At 73.4% G+C, this 16,946-nt stretch carries 18 protein-coding genes; 11 read left to right on the forward strand and 7 right to left on the reverse strand.

Features of this window, described 5'->3' with window-relative positions; genetic code table 11:
- The first annotated feature begins 53 nt into the window (after positions 1 to 53).
- Complete coding sequence (locus tag ACIQWG_RS04595) at positions 54 to 1,061, forward strand: DUF5937 family protein (RefSeq protein WP_404090111.1); 1,008 nt, start codon at positions 54 to 56, stop codon at positions 1,059 to 1,061.
- An 18-nt stretch (positions 1,062 to 1,079) separates the two neighbouring features.
- On the opposite strand, the gene ACIQWG_RS04600 is transcribed toward ACIQWG_RS04595, so the two are convergent.
- The 4 genes from ACIQWG_RS04600 to ACIQWG_RS04615 form a co-directional block, all read right to left on the reverse strand.
- A complete protein-coding gene (locus ACIQWG_RS04600) occupies positions 1,080 to 1,856 on the reverse strand; it encodes an NPP1 family protein (protein ID WP_404090113.1) in 777 nt (258 codons plus the stop codon).
- Between the two features lie 143 nt (positions 1,857 to 1,999).
- On the reverse strand, positions 2,000 to 2,980 hold the full coding sequence (locus tag ACIQWG_RS04605) for an ATP-dependent DNA ligase (protein ID WP_404090115.1): 981 nt from the start codon (positions 2,978 to 2,980) through the stop codon (positions 2,000 to 2,002).
- Positions 2,981 to 3,054: 74 nt separating this feature from the next.
- Positions 3,055 to 3,741 (reverse strand): response regulator, encoded by a 687-nt coding sequence (locus ACIQWG_RS04610; protein ID WP_404090117.1) that lies wholly within the window; start codon positions 3,739 to 3,741, stop codon positions 3,055 to 3,057.
- Positions 3,742 to 3,891: 150 nt separating this feature from the next.
- Entirely contained in the window at positions 3,892 to 5,046 is a 1,155-nt protein-coding gene (locus ACIQWG_RS04615) for a histidine kinase (RefSeq protein ID WP_404090804.1), read from the reverse strand.
- Positions 5,047 to 5,203: 157 nt separating this feature from the next.
- Between ACIQWG_RS04615 and ACIQWG_RS04620 the strand changes: the two genes are divergently transcribed.
- The 6 genes from ACIQWG_RS04620 to ACIQWG_RS04645 all read left to right on the forward strand — a co-directional run bounded on the left by ACIQWG_RS04620 (position 5,204) and on the right by ACIQWG_RS04645 (position 10,037).
- Positions 5,204 to 5,854, forward strand: coding sequence for a TetR/AcrR family transcriptional regulator (locus ACIQWG_RS04620; protein WP_404090118.1), 651 nt, complete (start codon positions 5,204 to 5,206; stop codon positions 5,852 to 5,854).
- 57 nt (positions 5,855 to 5,911) lie between these two features.
- Positions 5,912 to 6,682 (forward strand): response regulator transcription factor, encoded by a 771-nt coding sequence (locus tag ACIQWG_RS04625; protein WP_404090120.1) that lies wholly within the window; start codon positions 5,912 to 5,914, stop codon positions 6,680 to 6,682.
- A gap of 119 nt (positions 6,683 to 6,801) precedes the next feature.
- Positions 6,802 to 8,034 carry a cytochrome P450 gene (locus ACIQWG_RS04630; RefSeq protein ID WP_404090122.1) on the forward strand — a complete coding sequence of 411 codons (1,233 nt, stop codon included), beginning with the start codon at positions 6,802 to 6,804 and terminating at the stop codon, positions 8,032 to 8,034.
- Positions 8,035 to 8,084: 50 nt separating this feature from the next.
- Positions 8,085 to 8,279, forward strand: coding sequence for a ferredoxin (locus tag ACIQWG_RS04635; protein WP_404090124.1), 195 nt, complete (start codon positions 8,085 to 8,087; stop codon positions 8,277 to 8,279).
- The gene (locus ACIQWG_RS04640) at positions 8,276 to 9,454 is read left to right on the forward strand and encodes an NAD(P)/FAD-dependent oxidoreductase (protein WP_404090126.1); all 1,179 of its coding nucleotides are present in this window, start codon (positions 8,276 to 8,278) and stop codon (positions 9,452 to 9,454) included. Before ACIQWG_RS04635 ends, ACIQWG_RS04640 begins: the two co-directional genes overlap by 4 nt.
- Positions 9,455 to 9,488: 34 nt before the next feature.
- Positions 9,489 to 10,037, forward strand: coding sequence for a MarR family winged helix-turn-helix transcriptional regulator (locus ACIQWG_RS04645; RefSeq protein ID WP_404090128.1), 549 nt, complete (start codon positions 9,489 to 9,491; stop codon positions 10,035 to 10,037).
- Here the strand turns inward: ACIQWG_RS04645 and ACIQWG_RS04650 are convergent.
- A complete protein-coding gene (locus ACIQWG_RS04650; RefSeq protein WP_404090807.1) occupies positions 10,010 to 11,179 on the reverse strand; it encodes an MFS transporter in 1,170 nt (389 codons plus the stop codon). The two genes, ACIQWG_RS04645 and ACIQWG_RS04650, sit on opposite strands and share 28 nt — an antisense overlap.
- A gap of 87 nt (positions 11,180 to 11,266) precedes the next feature.
- Here ACIQWG_RS04650 and ACIQWG_RS04655 point away from each other — a divergent pair, with 87 nt between their 5' ends.
- From ACIQWG_RS04655 to ACIQWG_RS04670, 4 genes are all read left to right on the forward strand, one after another.
- Positions 11,267 to 12,061 carry an AraC family transcriptional regulator gene (locus ACIQWG_RS04655; protein ID WP_404090130.1) on the forward strand — a complete coding sequence of 265 codons (795 nt, stop codon included), beginning with the start codon at positions 11,267 to 11,269 and terminating at the stop codon, positions 12,059 to 12,061.
- A gap of 74 nt (positions 12,062 to 12,135) precedes the next feature.
- Entirely contained in the window at positions 12,136 to 12,516 is a 381-nt protein-coding gene (locus tag ACIQWG_RS04660) for a hypothetical protein (protein WP_404090132.1), read from the forward strand.
- The gene (locus ACIQWG_RS04665) at positions 12,513 to 12,971 is read left to right on the forward strand and encodes a peroxiredoxin (RefSeq protein WP_404090134.1); all 459 of its coding nucleotides are present in this window, start codon (positions 12,513 to 12,515) and stop codon (positions 12,969 to 12,971) included. Before ACIQWG_RS04660 ends, ACIQWG_RS04665 begins: the two co-directional genes overlap by 4 nt.
- Positions 12,972 to 13,037: 66 nt before the next feature.
- Positions 13,038 to 15,374: a SpoIIE family protein phosphatase gene (locus ACIQWG_RS04670; protein WP_404090136.1), complete on the forward strand. Its 2,337-nt coding sequence runs from the start codon at positions 13,038 to 13,040 to the stop codon at positions 15,372 to 15,374.
- Here the strand turns inward: ACIQWG_RS04670 and ACIQWG_RS04675 are convergent, their stop codons facing one another.
- The gene (locus ACIQWG_RS04675; protein WP_404090138.1) at positions 15,375 to 15,809 is read right to left on the reverse strand and encodes a cupin domain-containing protein; all 435 of its coding nucleotides are present in this window, start codon (positions 15,807 to 15,809) and stop codon (positions 15,375 to 15,377) included.
- 111 nt (positions 15,810 to 15,920) lie between these two features.
- The gene (ligD, locus tag ACIQWG_RS04680) at positions 15,921 to 16,943 is read right to left on the reverse strand and encodes a non-homologous end-joining DNA ligase (protein ID WP_404090139.1); all 1,023 of its coding nucleotides are present in this window, start codon (positions 16,941 to 16,943) and stop codon (positions 15,921 to 15,923) included.
- Positions 16,944 to 16,946 lie beyond the last annotated feature (3 nt).

Consider the following 16,946-nt stretch of genomic DNA (forward strand, 5'->3'; position numbering starts at 1 on the left):
CGGCCTCTACTCTTTCGGTCCAGGACGAATCGACGCGCACGACGGGGGTCGCCATGCCGCTCGCCCTGCACCTCGGCACCGACGACCTCACCCGCTGCCGGTTCGCGATCTCACCGCTGTGCCAGACCCACGAGGCGCTGCGCATGCTCCGCAGGACCGGTCGGCACGGCTACCACCGCGGCTGGCTGCGCCGGTTCCGCCGTACGGTCGCCGGACTCGACCTGGCGCCGCTGTGGCTGTTCGTCCCGCCGGCCGGCGGCTACACACCCGACTTCCTCGGCGCGCCTCCCGAGGAGCCGTACCCGTCCTTCGACGACGAGCTCGCCCGGATGCGGGCCACCGACCCCGCCCTGGCGCACGCGGAGATGACCCGCTCCCTCGGCTGCACCCCGGGCCTGATCGAGTCACCCCAGGGGCGTGCCGTGCTCGACGACCCGGCCGCCACCGTCCAGCGGCTGGCCGACCTCACCGAACGGGCCTGGCGTGCCTTGCTCGCCCCGGACTGGCCGCGTCATCGGGCGGTGCTGGAGGCGGACATCGCGCAGCGCTCGCGCGGGGCGGCCGACGGTGGCCTCGACGCACTGCTGACGGGCCTGCACCCGGCCGTCGAATGGGCCGGTCGTACGCTCACCCTGCGCCGGTACGAGGATCTGCCGGACGCGCAACGCCCGGACGGCAGGGGCGTGCTGCTCATGCCGAGTGTGTTCGTGTGGCCGGACGTGGTGAGCGGGTTCGCCCGGCCCTGGCAGCCGACCGTCCTCTATCCGGCCCGGGGCATGGGCCGCGCCCACGCCGCACCGCCGGCGCGCCCGGCGGAGGCATTGGGCCGGCTGCTCGGCCGGCAGCGCGCCGCCGTCCTCGCCGGTCTCACGGCGCCGTCGTCGACGACCGCGCTGGCCCGTCGGCACGGCCTGGCCGCGTCGACCGTCTCGGCCCACCTCGCGGTGCTGCGGGAGGCCGGTCTGCTGGAGTCACGGCGCCAGGGCCACCACGTCCTGTACGCGCGAACGGCCCTGGGCGACGCCCTCGTCGAGGGGGACGTCGGCCCAGGGGCCGCTTGACGTCGATCGCCGCCCGGATCAGGCGTTCGGGTCGAAGGCGATGCCGGACGGCTTCGCCGAGGCCAGGTGGGAGGCGAAGCTGCCGTCCTTCAGGCCGAAGTTGGCGCTGCCCCAGTTGGCCGCGACCAGCTTGTCGCGGATGCCCGACGGGTAGCCGTTCCAGCCGACCAGCGGCGGGTACTGCCAGGTGCCCTCGTGGTTCTCCGGCGGCTCGTCGTTGGAGTTGGCGAGGCGGAAGCAGTGCGTGCTGATGCCGTCCTTGTGGTAGACGACCTTCGCGTGCGTGCCGTCGAAGCGCACCGAGGACGCGGCGTGCACCGTGAACGAACCGTGGTTGGACGTCGACACGTACTGCACCGCGTTGTTCTGCACCCACACCACGACGTGCTCCCAGTCGTGCCGGTGCCCGCCGATGCTGCTGCCGGAGATCGCCTGGTCCTTCTCGAAGTACAGGCCGTACATGTAGGCGCACCAGCCGTTGTTGCACTTGTAGCGCGAGTACCCGTTGGTGTTGTTCAGGTCCGAGGCGTCACGGCAGTTGCCGTTGAGCGCGCCCGTCGGGTTGAGGCCCCCATTCAGGGTGCCGTCCGGGCCGATCGCGGGCGTCGAGTAGCAGCCGTCGGTGTCGTAGTCGAACGCGGGCTGGTACGTGTTCTCGGCCGCCTCGGCGTTGGCGGGCAGCGCGGTGGGAGGGGCGGCGAGGGCGACGCTGGGGAAGGCGATGACGAGCGCGGCGGCACCGGCGAGACCGGTGAGCAATCTGTTGCGGTGCGTGCGGAACTTCTGTGACGACACTGCGTCTCCTCGGGGGTCCGGGCGCAGCCCAACGGCTGTGGGGGAAAGGGGAGTTCAGGATCCCGAGGATTGACTTACGCGCCAAGAGTCACGGGCGTACCAACGGTGAAGGCCAGCACAATAGTTGCCGCCGAACCTGTGCGTCAGGCGTCGTCGGGCAGGTGGGCCGCCGACTCCTCCGGCATCAGGTCCGGCCGCAGCCGCTGCCACGACGGCTGGCGCAGCAGTCCGGCCCGGGTGCGGACGCTGTAGCGCACCTCGCCGACCAGCCGGGGCAGCACCCAGTGCGCGCCCGCCACATGGGGCACCGGGTCGAAGGGGCACACGTCCGTCGCGTCGGCCCGCAGCAGTTCGGCGAGTTCGGTCCGCTCGGCCTCGCTCCAGCCGGTGCCCACGCCGCCGACGTACCGCAGCCGCCCCCCGGCCGTGAACTGTCCGACCAGCAGCGAGCCGGGCAGGCCCGTGATCCGTCCCTTGCCGGGCAGCCAGCCGCCGACCACCACGTCCTCGTTGTGCATGTTGCGGATCTTGATCCAGGCGCGGGAGCGCAGCCCGGGCTCGTACAGCGAGTCCAGCCGCTTGCACACCAGCCCCTCCAGGCCGTGCTCACGGGTGGCCTCCAGGGCCTCGGCGCCGTGGCCCACGATGGCTCCCGGCGTCGACCAGTACGACCCGCCGAGGTCCAGGTCCTCCAGCCGTCCGCGGCGCCGGGAGTAGGGGACCTTGAGCAGCGAGCGGCCCGCCAGGTGCATCACGTCGAACAGCACCAGGTGGACGGGAGTGCGCGCGGCCATCCTGGCGGCCCGTGCGGGCGCGTGCACCAGGCCCATACGGGACTGGAGCAACTGGAAGTTCGCGCGCCCCTGTTCGTCCAGCGCCAGGATCTCCCCGTCCAGCACGGCGCGCGTCGTGCCGAGCGCGTCACCGAGCGGCCGCAGCTCGGGGTAGGCGGCCGTGATGTCCTCGCCCGACCGGGCGCGCAGCAGCAGGGTGCCGTCCCCTTCCAGATAGACCACCGCGCGCTGGCCGTCCTGCTTGGTCTCGTACGCCCAGCGCGCGTCCTGCGCGGCGGGCGGCAGGGTGCCGGGAGTGGCGAGCATGGGCGGGATCAGCGGCAGGGTCACGGGTCAGTTCTCGACGGACCCGCCCTCCCTCACGCGCCCCGGCGGTCGTTTTCCCCTGATCGGAGGCCCGGACGTCACTGGTCCGCGCTCGGCGGCACGGCGCGCACCAGGCCCGACTGGTAGGCCATCACGACGAGTTGGGCACGATCGCGGGCGCCCAGCTTGGTCATGGCGCGGTGCACATGGGTGCGTACGGTCAGCGGGCTGACGAAGAGCTTCTCGGCGATCTCCTCGTTGGAGTGCCCCTCGGCCGCCCAGGCCATCACCTCACGCTCCCGCGCGGTCAGGGCGGCGAGGCCGTCCGGGGCGGCGGACTGGGAGCTCTCGGCGGGAGAGGCCAGGAACCGGGTGATCAGGGTGCGGGTCGCCGTGGGGGAGAGCAGGGAGTCGCCGGCGGCCACGGTCCGGATGCCGTCGAGCAGCACGTCCGCGGTGACGTCCTTGCCGAGGAAGCCGCTCGCCCCGGCCCGCAGCGCCTGCGCCACGTACTCGTCGATCTCGAACGTGGTCAGGATCAGCACCCGTACCGCCGCGAGGCCCGGGTCCGCGCAGATCGCGGAGGTGGCGGCGAGTCCGTCGGTGCCGGGCATGCGGATGTCCATCAGGACCAGGTCGGGGCGATGGGTCCGGGCGAGGTCGGCGGCCTCGGCGCCGTCGGCGGCCTCGGCGACCACCTCCATGTCCGCGCAGGAGTCGATCAGGATCCGAAAGGTGGCCCGCAGCAGGGCCTGGTCGTCGGCGAGCAGTACGCGGATGGTCATGAGCGGGTTCTTCCGGTTCCGGGGCGGTCGGCTACAGCATCCAGGGAACACCGCGGCATGTCGTCGTGCGTGCGCCGACAAGCCGGTACTCGGAACGCAGTACGGCGCCACGGGCGAGGTCATCCGCGAGGGGGAGCGGAACCGCCCCGCTCACCACACGCACGGCAGCTCCACCTCGACCAGCGTCGGCCCCCCGGCCGGACTCGACACCCGTACGCGCCCGTCGAGCGCCGCCACCCGCCGCCGCACCCCGAGCAGACCGGAGCCGCCCGACTCGTCCACCCCGCCCCGGCCCTCGTCGGCCACGGCGACCCGCAGGCCCCGTCCGGTCCGGGTCAGCCGGACGGTGGCCGTGCGGGAGCCGCTGTGCTTGGCCACGTTGGTGAGCGCCTCGGCGACCACGAAGTAGCCGGCCGCCTCCACCGCGGCGGGCGCCCTGGGACCGTGGTCCGCCAGCCCGTCCACGTCCACCGTCACCCGAAGCCCGCTGCTCGCCGCGAGCGCCCGTACCGCGCCGGTCAGCCCGCGGTCGGTCAGGATCGGCGGATGGATGCCGCGGACCACCTGCCGCAGCTCGGTCAGCGCCTCCTCGGCCTGCTCCTGGGCGTCGTCCAGCAGTTTGCGCGCGCCGTCCGGATCACGGTCATAGGCCCGTTTGGCCAGCCCGATCCGCATGGACAGCGCCACCAGCCGGGCCTGCGCGCCGTCGTGCAGGTCGCGCTCGATGCGGCGCAGCTCGGCGCCGTGCGCGGCGATGGCGTCCGCCCGGGTCGCGCTCAGCTGCTCGACCCGTGCGGCCAGCAGGGCCTCAGGGGACGGCCTGAGCAGCGCGGTCGACCAGCCGGCCTCCAGATCCGCCAGGCGCACGATCCAGGGCAGGACGACGGCCCGTCGGCGCAGCAGCCCGCACCGCACACCGTCCACGACGAGTCCGGCCGGCCACAGCGGCAGGGCGAGCACGATCAGCGTGCCGTAGACGTAGTGGGCGAGCATCCAGCGCAGATCGGTGCGGGTGCCGGGGTCGCGCAGAGCCGTGCGCAGCCGTTCAGTCAGCGGTCCGTCGATCGTCCGGTACGCCTCGGGGATCCCCCGCCCCGTCCAGGCGGTGGTCAGCCGCCGCTTCGCCCCGGCGATGCGCCGGACGAGCAGCACGGTCTCCGGCAGCAGCCAGGCGCCGACCACGGCGAGCGTGCCGACGACCGTGATCAGCAGCACGGTGATGAACAGGTACGTTCCGAAGGCCATGGCGGCCGCAATGAGGAGATGGACCGTCGCGCGCCCGGCCCGCCGTACCGCGGTCCGCATGTCCCGCACGCCTGGCGCCCGGGGTGCGGTCGTGGTCGGCTCCACCATGCTCACGTCCTGTTCAATCACGTGACTTAGATTGTACGGAGGTGAAACCGCGGCGGCCTGAGGGACTGGCCGCCGACCTGCGGTGCGAAGTCCCGGTGCGGTGGTGATCATGGCAGGCAGGACGCTGCGAGAGGAACAGGCGGGCGCGACCCGGGAGCTGCTGCTGACCGCCGCCGAGCGGCTCTTCGCCGAGCACGGCGTGTACGCGGTCTCCAACCGCCAGGTCAGCGAGGCCGCGGGCCAGGGCAACAACACCGCCGTCGGCTACCACTTCGGCACCAAGACCGACCTGGTCCGCGCCATCGTCCGCCGGCACTCGGTGCGCATCGAGGAGATCCGCGCCCGTCTGGTGGCCGACCTGGCCGACCCGGACGACATCCGCGGCTGGGTTGACTGCCTGGTCCGGCCCTCCCTCGAACATCTCGCCGCGCTCGGCAGCCCCACCTGGTACGCGCGGTTCTGCGCCCAGGTCGTCGCGGATCCCGCGCTGCACCGGATCATGGTCGAGGAGGCCCTCACCGCCCCCTCCCTCCAGACGATCATCGAGGGCCTGAACCGGTGCCTGCCCGACCTCCCGGCCGAGGTCCGCGCCGAGCGCGGCGACATGGTCCGCCACCTGATCGTGCACGTGGCCTCCGAACGCGAGCGGGCCCTCGCCGAGCACACCCCCACGGCCCGCCCCACCTGGGACGCGGCAGCCACCGGCCTCACCGACGCCGTCGTCGGCATGTGGCTGGCACCCGTCACACCCACCCGCTGACACCACCGCCCGAGGAGCAACGAGCGTGAAAGCGACCACCGGCGGACGGGGCGGGTTATGAGCACCCGGCGCACGCCCCCGCTCGCGGACGACATCACCCCCGACAGGCCCGCCCTCGCACGCGGCGCCGGCCAGCACGTCCTGGTCGTCACCGGCGCTACCGACCTCGCCGAACTCCTCGCCACCACCCTGGAGTTGGCCGGCTACCGGATCAGCCTCAGCGGCAGCGGCGCCGACGCGCTCGCGCGGGTCGTCAAACGCCGTTTCGACCTGGTCGTCTTCGACACCGACGTGCCGGACCAGCCCAGGTTCGGCGGGGAGCGCCGGCCCCGGCTCCCGCACCGCCCGCCCGTCCTCCTCCTCACCGGGTGCGACTCCCTGCCCCGGCTCGTGCCCGAACTCGGCCTGGGGGAGCGGGACTACGTCACCAAGCCGTTCCGGGTGGCCGAGGTCCTCGCCCGGATCCAGGTCCTGATGCGCGACGCCCGGCCCGGCCGGGCCAGGGGCAATCCACTGCACTACGGCGACCTGGTCCTGGACGACTCCGTGTGCCGTGCACGCCGTGGGACGCGGGCGCTCGACCTCACGCCCGCGGAGTACCGGCTGCTGCGCCATCTGCTGGTCAACGCGCACCGGGTGCTGTCCAAGGAGCAGATCGGCCGGCATGTCTGGGGCGAGCACCGCGGCGACAACGCGATCGAGCAACTCGTCTCCAGGCTTCGCCGCAAGGTGGACCGGGGCGCCCCGGCGCTGATCCACACCCGTCGGGGCTTCGGGTACTGGCTGGGCCGGTCCGAACCCGATCCGCCTGAGAAGGACGGCAGTTGAGGCCATCCGTCATGTGATCTGGGCCACGTCAGGCTCCTGTCAGGAAACTGACCGGAAGGCGTCAGACCCCTCTGTTTGCATGTGCTCATCGACACCGCCCCCCACAGCCGAGGTGAGCCATGGCCGACACCCAGACCGACGTCAACCGCCAAGCACCCGACGCCATCCCCGAGTTCCCCATGCCCAGGGAGCCGCGCTGCCCCTTCGACCCGCCGCCCGCCCTCAAGGGTCTGCAAGAAGCGGGGCCGCTCAGCAAAGTGCGGCTGTGGGACGGCAGCGAGTCCTGGCTCGTCACCCGGTACGCCGAGCAGCGCGCCCTGCTGGGCGACCCGCGCGTCAGCGCCGACACCGACCGGCCCGGGTATCCGACCAAGGCCAGCCCCGAGGGCGGCGAGGGCAAGCTCAGCTTCATCATGATGGACGACCCCGAACACGCCCGACTGCGCCGGATGGTGACGGCGCCGTTCGCCGTGAAGAAGGTCGAGGCCCTGCGGCCCGCCGTGCAGCGCATCGTGGACGGACTGATCGACGGCATGCTGGCCGGTCCGGCCCCGGTGGACCTGGTGGACGCCTTCGCCCTGCCGATCCCGTCCCTGGTGATCTGCGAGCTGCTGGGCGTGCCGTACGAGGAGCACGACTTCTTCCAGGAGAACACCAAAACCATGGTCCGCACGACCGCGACGCCCGCGGAACGGGGCGCGGCGAGCCGTGAGGTCGCGGGCTACCTCGCCGGACTGCTGGGCCAGCGGATCGCCGCCCCGAAGGACGACCTGCTGTCGAGCATTGCCGCGCGGATCACCGCCGGTGAACTCACCCACCAGCAGGCCACCGAGATGGCCCTGCTCCTGCTGATCGCGGGGCACGAGACCACCGCGAACATGATCGCGCTCGGCACCCTGGCCCTGCTCCGGCACCCCGACCAGCTCGCCCTCCTGCGCGAGAGCGACGAACCGAAACTCGTCGCGTCGGCGGTCGAGGAACTCCTGCGCTACCTGCACATCACCCACCTCGGCCGACGCCGGGCGGTGACCGAGGACATCGAGATCGCCGGCCAGGTGCTCAGGGCCGGCGAGGGCGTGATCATGGTCAACGAGATCGGCAACCGCGACCCCGAGGCCTTCGCCGACCCCGACCGCCTCGACCTCACCCGCGACGCCCGCCGGCACGTCGCCTTCGGCTTCGGCGTCCACCAGTGCCTGGGCCAGCCGCTGGCCCGGATGGAGCTCCAGGTCGTCTACGGAACCCTCTACCGGCGCATTCCGACGCTGAAGCTCGCCTGCGACCTTCAGGACGTCCGGTTCAGGACCGACGCGTTCATCTACGGCGTCCACGCACTGCCCGTGTCCTGGTGACCGCTCATCCACCACCCGCACACCGCACGACCGAGGAAGGGAACCCGATCATGAAGGTGGAGCTGGAAGCCGACAAGTGCGTCGCCTCCGGGCAGTGCGTGCTCGCCGCGACGGACGTCTTCGACCAGGACGACGACGGCATCGCGATCCTCCTCGAGGAGCAGCCCCCCGCCGAACAGCTCGACGACGTACGGGAAGCAGTGGCGGTCTGCCCGGCCGCCGCGATCCGACTGGTCGACCGGTGAGGCGCATCGTCGTCGTGGGTGCCTCGGCCGCCGGACTGGCGGCGGCCGAGACGCTCCGCCGTGAGGGCTACGACGGCACCCTCACCCTCGTCGGGGACGAACCGCTCGCCCCGTACGACCGCCCGCCCCTGTCCAAGCAGGTGCTGTCCGGCGCCTGGGAACCCGGGCGGCTCGCCCTGCGCACCCCCGACGACCTGGCCGGACTCGACCTCGACCTGAGGCTCGGCACACCCGCGACGGGTCTGCGGCTCGCCGACGGCGAGGTCGAGTTGGCCGACGGCTCGACGGCCGCGTACGACGGACTGATCGTGGCCACCGGGGTACGGCCGCGCCGGCTGCCCGGCGAGGGCGGGCATGTGCTGCGCACCCTGGACGACGCCGTGCGGCTGCGGGACCGGCTGACGCCGGGCAGCCGGCTCGTGGTCGTCGGTGCCGGGTTCCTCGGGGCCGAGGCCGCCGCCGTCGCCCGGCTGGCGGGCTGCGAGGTGACCCTCCTCGAACCCGCCCCGGTGCCGCTGGCCCACGCCGTCGGCACCGAGGTCGGCGAGATGCTGACGCGCGCCCACCTGGAGCGGGGGATCGACCTGCGCTGCGGGGTCACCGTCACCGAGGTGGCCGAGGGCGGGGTGCGGCTCGCCGACGGCCGACTCGTCGACGCCGACGAGGTGTTGATCGCGGCCGGCTCGCTGCCCAACACGGACTGGCTGGACGGCAGCGGGCTCACCGTCGGCGACGGCGTGGTGTGCGACGCGTACTGCGAGGCGGCGCGCCAGGTGTACGCCGCCGGGGACGTCGCCCGCTGGTACAACCCGCTGTTCGGGCGGTCGATGCGGATCGAGCACCGCACCAACGCCGCCGAGCAGGGCATGGCCGCCGCCCGCAATCTGCTCCACCCGGAGGCCCGCAAGCCGTTCGCGCCGGTGCCGTACTTCTGGTCCGACCAGTACGACCTGAAGATCCAGGCGTACGGCTACCTGCGCGGCCACGACGAAGTCGCCGTGGTGGAGGGCGACTTGACGGAACGCCGGTTCGTGGCCGCCTACCGCGCCGGCGACCGGGTGACCGGCGCGCTCGCGGTGGGCATGCCGCCCAAGGCGATCCGGCGGTGGCGGCAGGCCATCGCGTCCGGTGCGAGCTGGACGGAGGCGCTGGGGGTCGATGCCATCGCAAATTAATTGAGTTACGCAACGAGCTGGTAAAGTGGCCGGCATGCCCCCACCACCGCTCCCCGAACTCCCCGCCACACCCGCGTCCCCGGAAGTGGTCGAGATCGAGCGCGCGCTCACCCGCATCACCTATCTGAGTACGCGGGCCCGGCAGCACGACCGGCTGATGACCCTGGCCGGCGTGCCACTCGACCGGGCCGCCGTGGCCCTGCTGCGCCAGGTCGCCGACACCGAGCCGCTGCGCCCCGGGGAACTCGCCGCGCGGCTGGGTGTGGAGGCCTCGCACGTCACGCGCACGGTGCAGCAGTTGCAGAAGTCCGGCTACGTCACCCGGGTCCCGGACCCGCAGGACCGCCGCGCCCAGCGCATCGAGCTGACCGAGGCCGGGCGGGAGGCCATCGCCCGGGTCCGCGAGGCCGGCGCCCGGGGCATGCAGCTCGCCCTGGCCGACTGGAAGCCCGAGGAACTGCGTCAGCTGGCCACCCTCTTCCACCGCATGGTCGACGACTTCCTGTCCCACGCCGTCGACGAGGACGGCGAACAGCGGCCGACGGCACCGGCCGCTCAGGCGGAGGCCGCGCGACGGCCCTGACCGGCCGGGCCGGCGGCGGGGGTGGCCCGTCCGGGCGCGGCCGGCTCCCGCAACCCGCTCAGCAGCAGCCGGCCCAGCGCCGGCAGGGCGATCAGCGGGAGCAGCGCCGTCCGCAGCGAGGTGGCGTCGGCCAGCGCGCCGAGGGCCGGCGCGGCGAGCCCGCCGACACTCACGGCCAGCCCCAGCGTGACACCGCTCGCGGTGCCCACCCGCCGGGGCAGGTAGTCCTGGCCGAGGGTGACGTGCAGCGAGAACGGGACGTACAGGCCGGCCGACGTCAGCGCCACGAACGGATACACCGCCGGCCCGGGCGCGAACACCACGCCGGCCACCGCGAGCACCGACAGCGCGTACGCGTGGCGCACGACCGTGAGCCGGCCGAACCGCTCGGCGAGCCGGCCACCGGCCACGGTGCCCACCGCTCCGCCCGCGTAGAGCAGGCACAGCGCGGCCGTGCCGGCACCCGCCCCGCCGCCGGTCCGCTGACGCACGTGGAGCGAGACGAAGGCGCTCAGGCCGACGAACACGATCGACCGGCACATGATCGCGCCCGACAGCCGCAGGAACGACGGCCAGTCGTCGGTGCCGGCGCCCTCGTCCCTTCCGGCGGCGGTCCCACGGCCCGCCGCGGTCGAACGCACCGCGGCCGCGCACAGGGCCGCCCCCACGACGGCGGGCGCGAAGAGGAGGGGAGTGGCGCCGAGTCCGCCGGTGGCGACCACCGCCGCCACCAGCAGCGGCGCGAGGGCGAAACCGAGATTGCCGCCGAGGGAGAACCAGCCCATCGCCGTATGGCTGCCCTGCGAGGCGGCGCGGGCCGCGCGGGCCGCCTCCGGGTGGTACGCGGCGACCCCGATGCCCGACACCGCCACGACCGCCAGCGTGAGCGCGTAGGACCCCGTGACCCCGCTGAGCGCCACCCCCGCACCCCCGGCCAGCGCGCTCAGCGGCAGCAGCCAGGGCATCGCCCAGCGGTCGGTGAGGGCCCCGAACAGCGGCTGCACCACCGACGACAGCAAGGACGCCGCGAGGACGACACCCGAGGCGGCGGCATAGCTGTAGGCGCGCTCGGCGACGAAGTAGGGGACGAGGGCCGCGACGGCACCTTGGTACACGTCGACACAGGCATGGCCCAGGGACATCAGGGTGATGGCTCCACGGCGTTTCACGGTCACCCCGTGATCGTCGCCGTCCCCGGCTCTGGCCCGCTTCCGATAATCTGCCCAACTGTGTCGAACATCCGCCAATCGCACCCCGACCGGCCGACCGTCCGCCACACCCCGACCGCGCCGACGCGCGCCAAGGTCCTGGCCGCCGGGGAACGCATCGACGCGCACCGGCACGACGACCACCAGATCGTCTACGCCGGCTCCGGCGTCCTCGCCGTCACCACCGACGCCGGCACCTGGTTCGCGCCCGGCAACCGCGCCATCTGGGTCCCGGCCGGAACCGCGCACGCGCATCGCGCCCACGGCCACCTCGACCTGCACCTCGTCGGCCTGCCCGCCGACGACAACCCTCCCCCGGACTCCCTGGACGCCCCCACCGTGCTCGCCGTCAGCCCGCTCCTGCGCGAGCTGATCCTGGCCTACACCCGCGACCCCGACGACGACAGCCCCGAGCGCCGCAGGCTGCTCGCCGTGCTGCGAGACGAGCTGCGGGCCTCGCCCCAGCAGCCGCTGCGGCTGCCGACGCCCGGCGATCCACGGCTGGCCGCGGTCTGCGCGCTCGTCCACGCCGACCCGGCCGACACCCGCACCCTCGCCGCGCTCGGCGCCGCCACCGGTGTCGGCGAACGCACCCTGAGCAGGCTCTTCCGCGGCGAGTTCGGCATGACCTTCCCGCAGTGGCGCACCCAGTCCCGCCTGTACCACGCGCTGCGTCTGCTCGCCGAGGACACACCCGTCACCACGGTCGCCCACCGCTGCGGCTGGTCCTCCGCCAGCGCCTTCATCGATGTCTTCCACCGCTCCTTCGGATACACCCCCGGCGCCCACAACCGCCGGGCGCGGCAGGGCGGATGAACAGACGGGGGCGACCGGCGGACCTCGACCTACCCTCCGGTAGCATCCGGCGGCAGGTCATCCAAGGAGGAACCGTGCCCCGGTCCCAACGCTCGCCCCTGCTGCTCGCCGGCCTGCTGGCCGCCGCCGGGGTCGCCCACCTCACCGTCCCGCGCCCGTACGACGCGATCGTGCCGCGCAGCCTGCCGGGGAACCCCCGGACCTGGACGTACGCCAGTGGCGTCGCCGAGCTCGCCCTCGCCGCCGGAGTCGCCCTCCCGCGCACCCGCAAGGCCGCCGCGACAGCCGCGGCGGCCTTCTTCGTCGGCGTGCTCCCCGCGAACGTCAAGATGGCCGTCGACTGGCGCCACCGCCCCGCCCCGCAGCGGGCAGCCGCCTTCGGCCGGCTGCCGCTCCAGATCCCCCTCGTGCTCTGGGCCCGAGGCGTCGCGAAGAGCGCGGAGGACAAGTCATGAGCGCACAGCTGAAGATCGGCGACAAGGTCGAGGACTTCGAGCTGCCGGACGAGACCGGCACGCTCCGCAGCCTCACCGAACTGCTCGCCGAGGGACCGGTGGTGCTCTTCTTCTACCCCGCCGCCCTCAGCCCCGGCTGCACCGCCGAGGCCTGCCACTTCCGTGATCTCGCCGCCGAGTTCGCCGCCGTCGGCGCCCGGCCCGTCGGCATCAGCGGCGACGCGGTCGCCCGCCAGCAGGAGTTCGCCGACCGCCACACCCTCGGCATGCCGCTGCTGTCCGACGCGGACGGCACGGTCCGCGACCGGTTCGGGGTGACCCGCGGCTTCTCGCTGGCCCCCACCAAGCGGGCCACCTTCGTCATCGGGCAGGACCACACCGTCCTGGAGGTCGTCCGCAGCGAACTGCGGATGAACACCCACGCCGACCGGGCCCTGGCCGCGCTGCGCAAGTGAGCGCCCGGTCACCCCGGGCGGGCGTCGCGGTTGATGCGGTGCGGCACAGGACTCATGCTGGACGACATGGAGCGCGTCTCCGCCGCGGTGATCCTCGATGCCCAGGGTGTGGTGAAGGGGTGGAGCGAGGGTGCCCGGCGGCTCACCGGCCTGGAAGCCGCGGACGCGGTGGGCAGACCTGCGCGGGACCTGCTCGCCGAGCAGCCGACGCCCGAGGCCGTGGCGGCGCTGGCCGGGGCCGCCGTACTACGCCACCGGGACGGCTCGACCAGCACCGTGAACGTGTCCGCGTGCGCCGTGCTGGGCGACGACGGCCGCCCCGACGGCTACGTGATCACGGCGGACCCACCCGACGCCGACCAGCTCACGCTGGCGGAGCGGGCCTTCCAACAGGCCTCCATGTCCATGTCCGTCTTCGACAGCCGGCAGCGCTACCTGCGGCTCAACGAGGCCGCCTGCAAGGTCATGGGCGTACCCGAGGAGACGCTGGTCGGCCGTCACTTCCCGGAGACCGTGGCGGACGAGGTCCACAGCCGTGGCTTCCTGTGGCATCTGCGCCAGGTCGCGGAGACGGGCAGGCCGCTGCGCTACGAGAGCTTCACCGGAGCGCCGGCCCTCAACCGCGATCACGCCTGGACCACCGACATGTGGCCGGTGCGGGACTCCTCCGGTGAGCTGATCGGGACCGCGCTCGCCGCGTTCGACAGCTCCGAGCAGTACTGGGCGAGACAGCGGCTGGCCCTGCTGAACGAGGCGGCCGCCACCATCGGTACCACCCTCGACGTGGTGCGCACCGCCGAGGAGCTGGTCGAGGTCGTGGTGCCCCGGTTCGCCGACTTCGCCAGCGTCGACCTGTTCGACTGGGTGTTGGGCTCGGAGGAGCCGCCCGCGCTGGCCGGCACCGACATCGCCCTGCGCCGGATCGCCCACGGCTCCGGCACCGAGGGCACCCCCGAGGCGGCCGTGCACCTGGGCGAGGTCGACTACTACCCGCCGTTCTCGCCGCCGGCGCGGGCGATCCTGGAAAGCCGGGTCATGCAGAGCCAGGCCGGCGAGCCGGCGTTCATGCGCTGGATCGCGGAACGCGACTCCCGCGCCCCGGACGGCCGGCGCCACCGCGTGGGCGCCCACTCGATGATGGCGGTGCCGCTGCGCGCCCGTGGCACCACACTCGGCGTCGCGGTCGTCGTCCGGATCAGACAGTCCGACGACTACTGCGACGAAGACGCCGTGTTCGCCGAGGAACTCGCCAGCCGGGCCGCCGTCTGCATCGACAACTCCCGCCGCTTCGCCCGCGAACGCACCACCGCGCTGGCCCTCCAGCACAACCTGCTGCCCCGGGGCCTGTCCGGACAGGCGGCCGTCGAAGTGGCCCACCGCTACCGGCCCTCCGGGTCGCAGGCCGGGATCGGCGGCGACTGGTTCGACGTGATCCCGCTGTCCGGCAGCCGGGTCGCCCTCGTCGTCGGCGACGTCGTCGGACACGGCATCCCGTCGTCGGCCACCATGGGCCGGCTGTGCACGGCCGTACGCACCCTCGCCGACGTGGACCTGCCGCCCGACGAACTCCTCACCCACCTCGACGACCTCGTCACCCATCTGGCCGGGGACAACACGGAGGAGGTCGCCGAACTCGGCGCCACCTGCCTGTACTCCGTCTACGACCCCGTCACCCGCCGCCTGAGCTTCGCCGCCGCGGGCCATCCGCCCCCTGCCGTCGTCCTGCCCGACGGCACCGCGAGGGTCGTCGACATGAACGCCGGGCCGCCCCTCGGGGTCGGCGGACTGCCCTTCGAGGCCATGGAGGTGGAGCTGCCCGAGGGCGCCCTGGTGGCCCTGTACACGGACGGTCTGATCGAGGACCGCGACCGCGACATCGACCACGCCACCGCCGAACTGTGCCGGGCCCTGACCGCGCCCGCCGAGACCCTCGACGCGCTGTGCGACGGCGTGCTCAAGGCCGTCCTGCCCGAGGACCCCAGCGACGACGTGGCCCTGCTGCTGGCCCGCACCCGGGCCCTGGGCGCCGACCGCATCGCCACCTGGGACGTGGATCCCGACCCCGAGCGGGTGGCGGCCACCCGGCAGGCGGCCACGGACCAGCTGACCGCGTGGGGACTGGACGAGGCCGCCTTCGTCACCGAACTCGTCGTCAGCGAACTCGTCACCAACGCCATCCGGTACGGCGCCCCGCCCATCCAGCTCCGGCTGATCCGTGACCGCACCCTCATCTGCGAGGTCTCCGACGGCAGTTCGACCTCCCCGCATCTGCGCCGGGCCCACGCCTACGACGAGGGCGGCCGCGGGCTGCTGCTGGTCGCCCAGCTCACCAAGCGCTGGGGCAGCCGGCAGACCGGCAGCGGCAAGACGATCTGGGCGGAGCAGCCGCTGCCGCCGGTGTGATCACTCGAACGGGCAGCCGGGGTTCGGCGCGTCCTGGGAGAACGGCGCGCCGTGCGGCAGGACATAGAGCACGTCGAGGACGACCGGCGTGGTGCCCTCGTTGCGCCCTATGTGCACATTGCCGGGCCCGGCCGGCTCCTGGATGAAGCTGCCCTTGGGGTAGACGCCGTCGGAGGCGCAGGTGGAGTCGTAGTGGCTCAGCGTGCCCTGCTGCGCGAAGGCGTACAGCGGGCCGTCGTGGTAGTGCCAGCCGGTGGCCTGACCCGGCGGAATGGTGATCTCCCGAAGGATGTAGTCGGTACCGCCGACGGTCTTCTGACTGATCGTCCGGGCGGAGACGCCGGGTCCGGGCGGAGTGGCCTGGGCGGGCGCGGCGACGAGAGCGGTGGCGGCAAGGACGGCGCCGGTCACGGCGGTGCGGAGCGCGGAGCGCATACGAGGAGCCTCCTGGGGCGAGAGCGGCTGTCGCCGTGAACATAGAGGCCCCGCACGGAAGTTGAGGGCTGAACCGGAACATCCGCCGATCCCGGCAGTCCCGGTCCGCGCTCAGGCCCGCCCCGCCGGCCGCTCCCGTACGACGTCCTCGGCCGCCTTGTCGTCCCGCAGCCCCAGATAGCGCGGGTGCCGCAGCATGCCGTCCCGCGTCCACTCGGTGAAGTCGATCTGCGCCACCAGCTCGGGACTCGCCCACCGTGCGCCCGCCTCACGCACCGGCCCGTCGAACGGCGAGCGCGACACCCGCATCCCGTCCAGCCGCTCGCGCAGCTCCAGCAGCGTGCGCCGGTCGAAGCCGGTGCCCACCTTCCCGGCGTACCGCAGCCGCCCGCGCTCGTGGTAGCCGAGCAGCAGCGCGCCGAGCCCCACCCGGCTCCCGGCGGGCTCGGTGAACCCGCCCACGACGAACTCCTGCCCCTGCGCGCACTTGAGTTTGAGCCAGTCCCTGGACCGGCGCGGCTGGTACTGCGCGTCGGCCCGCTTGGCGATCAGCCCCTCCCAGCCCCGGGAGCAGGCGTCGGCCAGCAGGTCCGCCCCGCCCTCGTTGCGGTGGGCCGACAGCCGCAGCGGTGTGCCGTAGGACAGCGCCCGCCGCAGCAGCGACTTGCGGGCCCTGAGCGGCAGCCCGGTGGTGTCCTGTCCGTCCACTCTGAGCAGGTCGAAGACGTAGTAAGTCACCGCGACACCGCTCGCCTCGACGTCCTCCGGCCGGGTCAGGCCCATCCGCTGCTGGAGCCGGGAGAAGTCGGTGCGGCCCCGCGAGAACGCGACCATCTCCCCGTCGACGGTGAAGTCCTTGCAGGACTGCTCGCCGAGCGCGGCCACGACCTCCGGGTAGCCGGCGTCGATCCGGCGACCCGAGCGGGACAGCAGCGAGGTCCGGCCGCCCTCACGCACCGCCAGCACTCGCATCCCGTCCAGCTTCCGCTCGAATACCCAGTCCTCGCCGGAGAAGTCCCGCCGGTCGCTCAGCGTGGCCAGCATCGGCCGCGCGGCCAGGTCCGCCCCGGGCCGCGCCGTGCGCAGCAGCCGGCGCTGCTCGTCGGGGAGCGTGTCCAGCAGTCCGGCCGCCACCGG

The sequence above is a fragment of the Streptomyces sp. NPDC098781 genome, assembly GCF_044759995.1.
Classification (GTDB): Bacteria; Actinomycetota; Actinomycetes; order Streptomycetales; family Streptomycetaceae; genus Streptomyces.

Coding starts and splice junctions, on each gene's coding strand:
- ACIQWG_RS04595 (WP_404090111.1), top strand. CDS start 54: ATGCCGCTCGCCCTGCACCTCGGCACCGACGACCTCACCCGCTGCCGG.
- ACIQWG_RS04610 (WP_404090117.1), bottom strand. CDS start 3,741: ATGACCATCCGCGTACTGCTCGCCGACGACCAGGCCCTGCTGCGGGCC.
- ACIQWG_RS04615 (WP_404090804.1), bottom strand. CDS start 5,046: ATGCGGACCGCGGTACGGCGGGCCGGGCGCGCGACGGTCCATCTCCTC.
- ACIQWG_RS04620 (WP_404090118.1), top strand. CDS start 5,204: ATGGCAGGCAGGACGCTGCGAGAGGAACAGGCGGGCGCGACCCGGGAG.
- ACIQWG_RS04625 (WP_404090120.1), top strand. CDS start 5,912: ATGAGCACCCGGCGCACGCCCCCGCTCGCGGACGACATCACCCCCGAC.
- ACIQWG_RS04630 (WP_404090122.1), top strand. CDS start 6,802: ATGGCCGACACCCAGACCGACGTCAACCGCCAAGCACCCGACGCCATC.
- ACIQWG_RS04635 (WP_404090124.1), top strand. CDS start 8,085: ATGAAGGTGGAGCTGGAAGCCGACAAGTGCGTCGCCTCCGGGCAGTGC.
- ACIQWG_RS04645 (WP_404090128.1), top strand. CDS start 9,489: ATGCCCCCACCACCGCTCCCCGAACTCCCCGCCACACCCGCGTCCCCG.
- ACIQWG_RS04650 (WP_404090807.1), bottom strand. CDS start 11,179: ATGTCCCTGGGCCATGCCTGTGTCGACGTGTACCAAGGTGCCGTCGCG.
- ACIQWG_RS04665 (WP_404090134.1), top strand. CDS start 12,513: ATGAGCGCACAGCTGAAGATCGGCGACAAGGTCGAGGACTTCGAGCTG.
- ACIQWG_RS04670 (WP_404090136.1), top strand. CDS start 13,038: ATGGAGCGCGTCTCCGCCGCGGTGATCCTCGATGCCCAGGGTGTGGTG.
- ACIQWG_RS04675 (WP_404090138.1), bottom strand. CDS start 15,809: ATGCGCTCCGCGCTCCGCACCGCCGTGACCGGCGCCGTCCTTGCCGCC.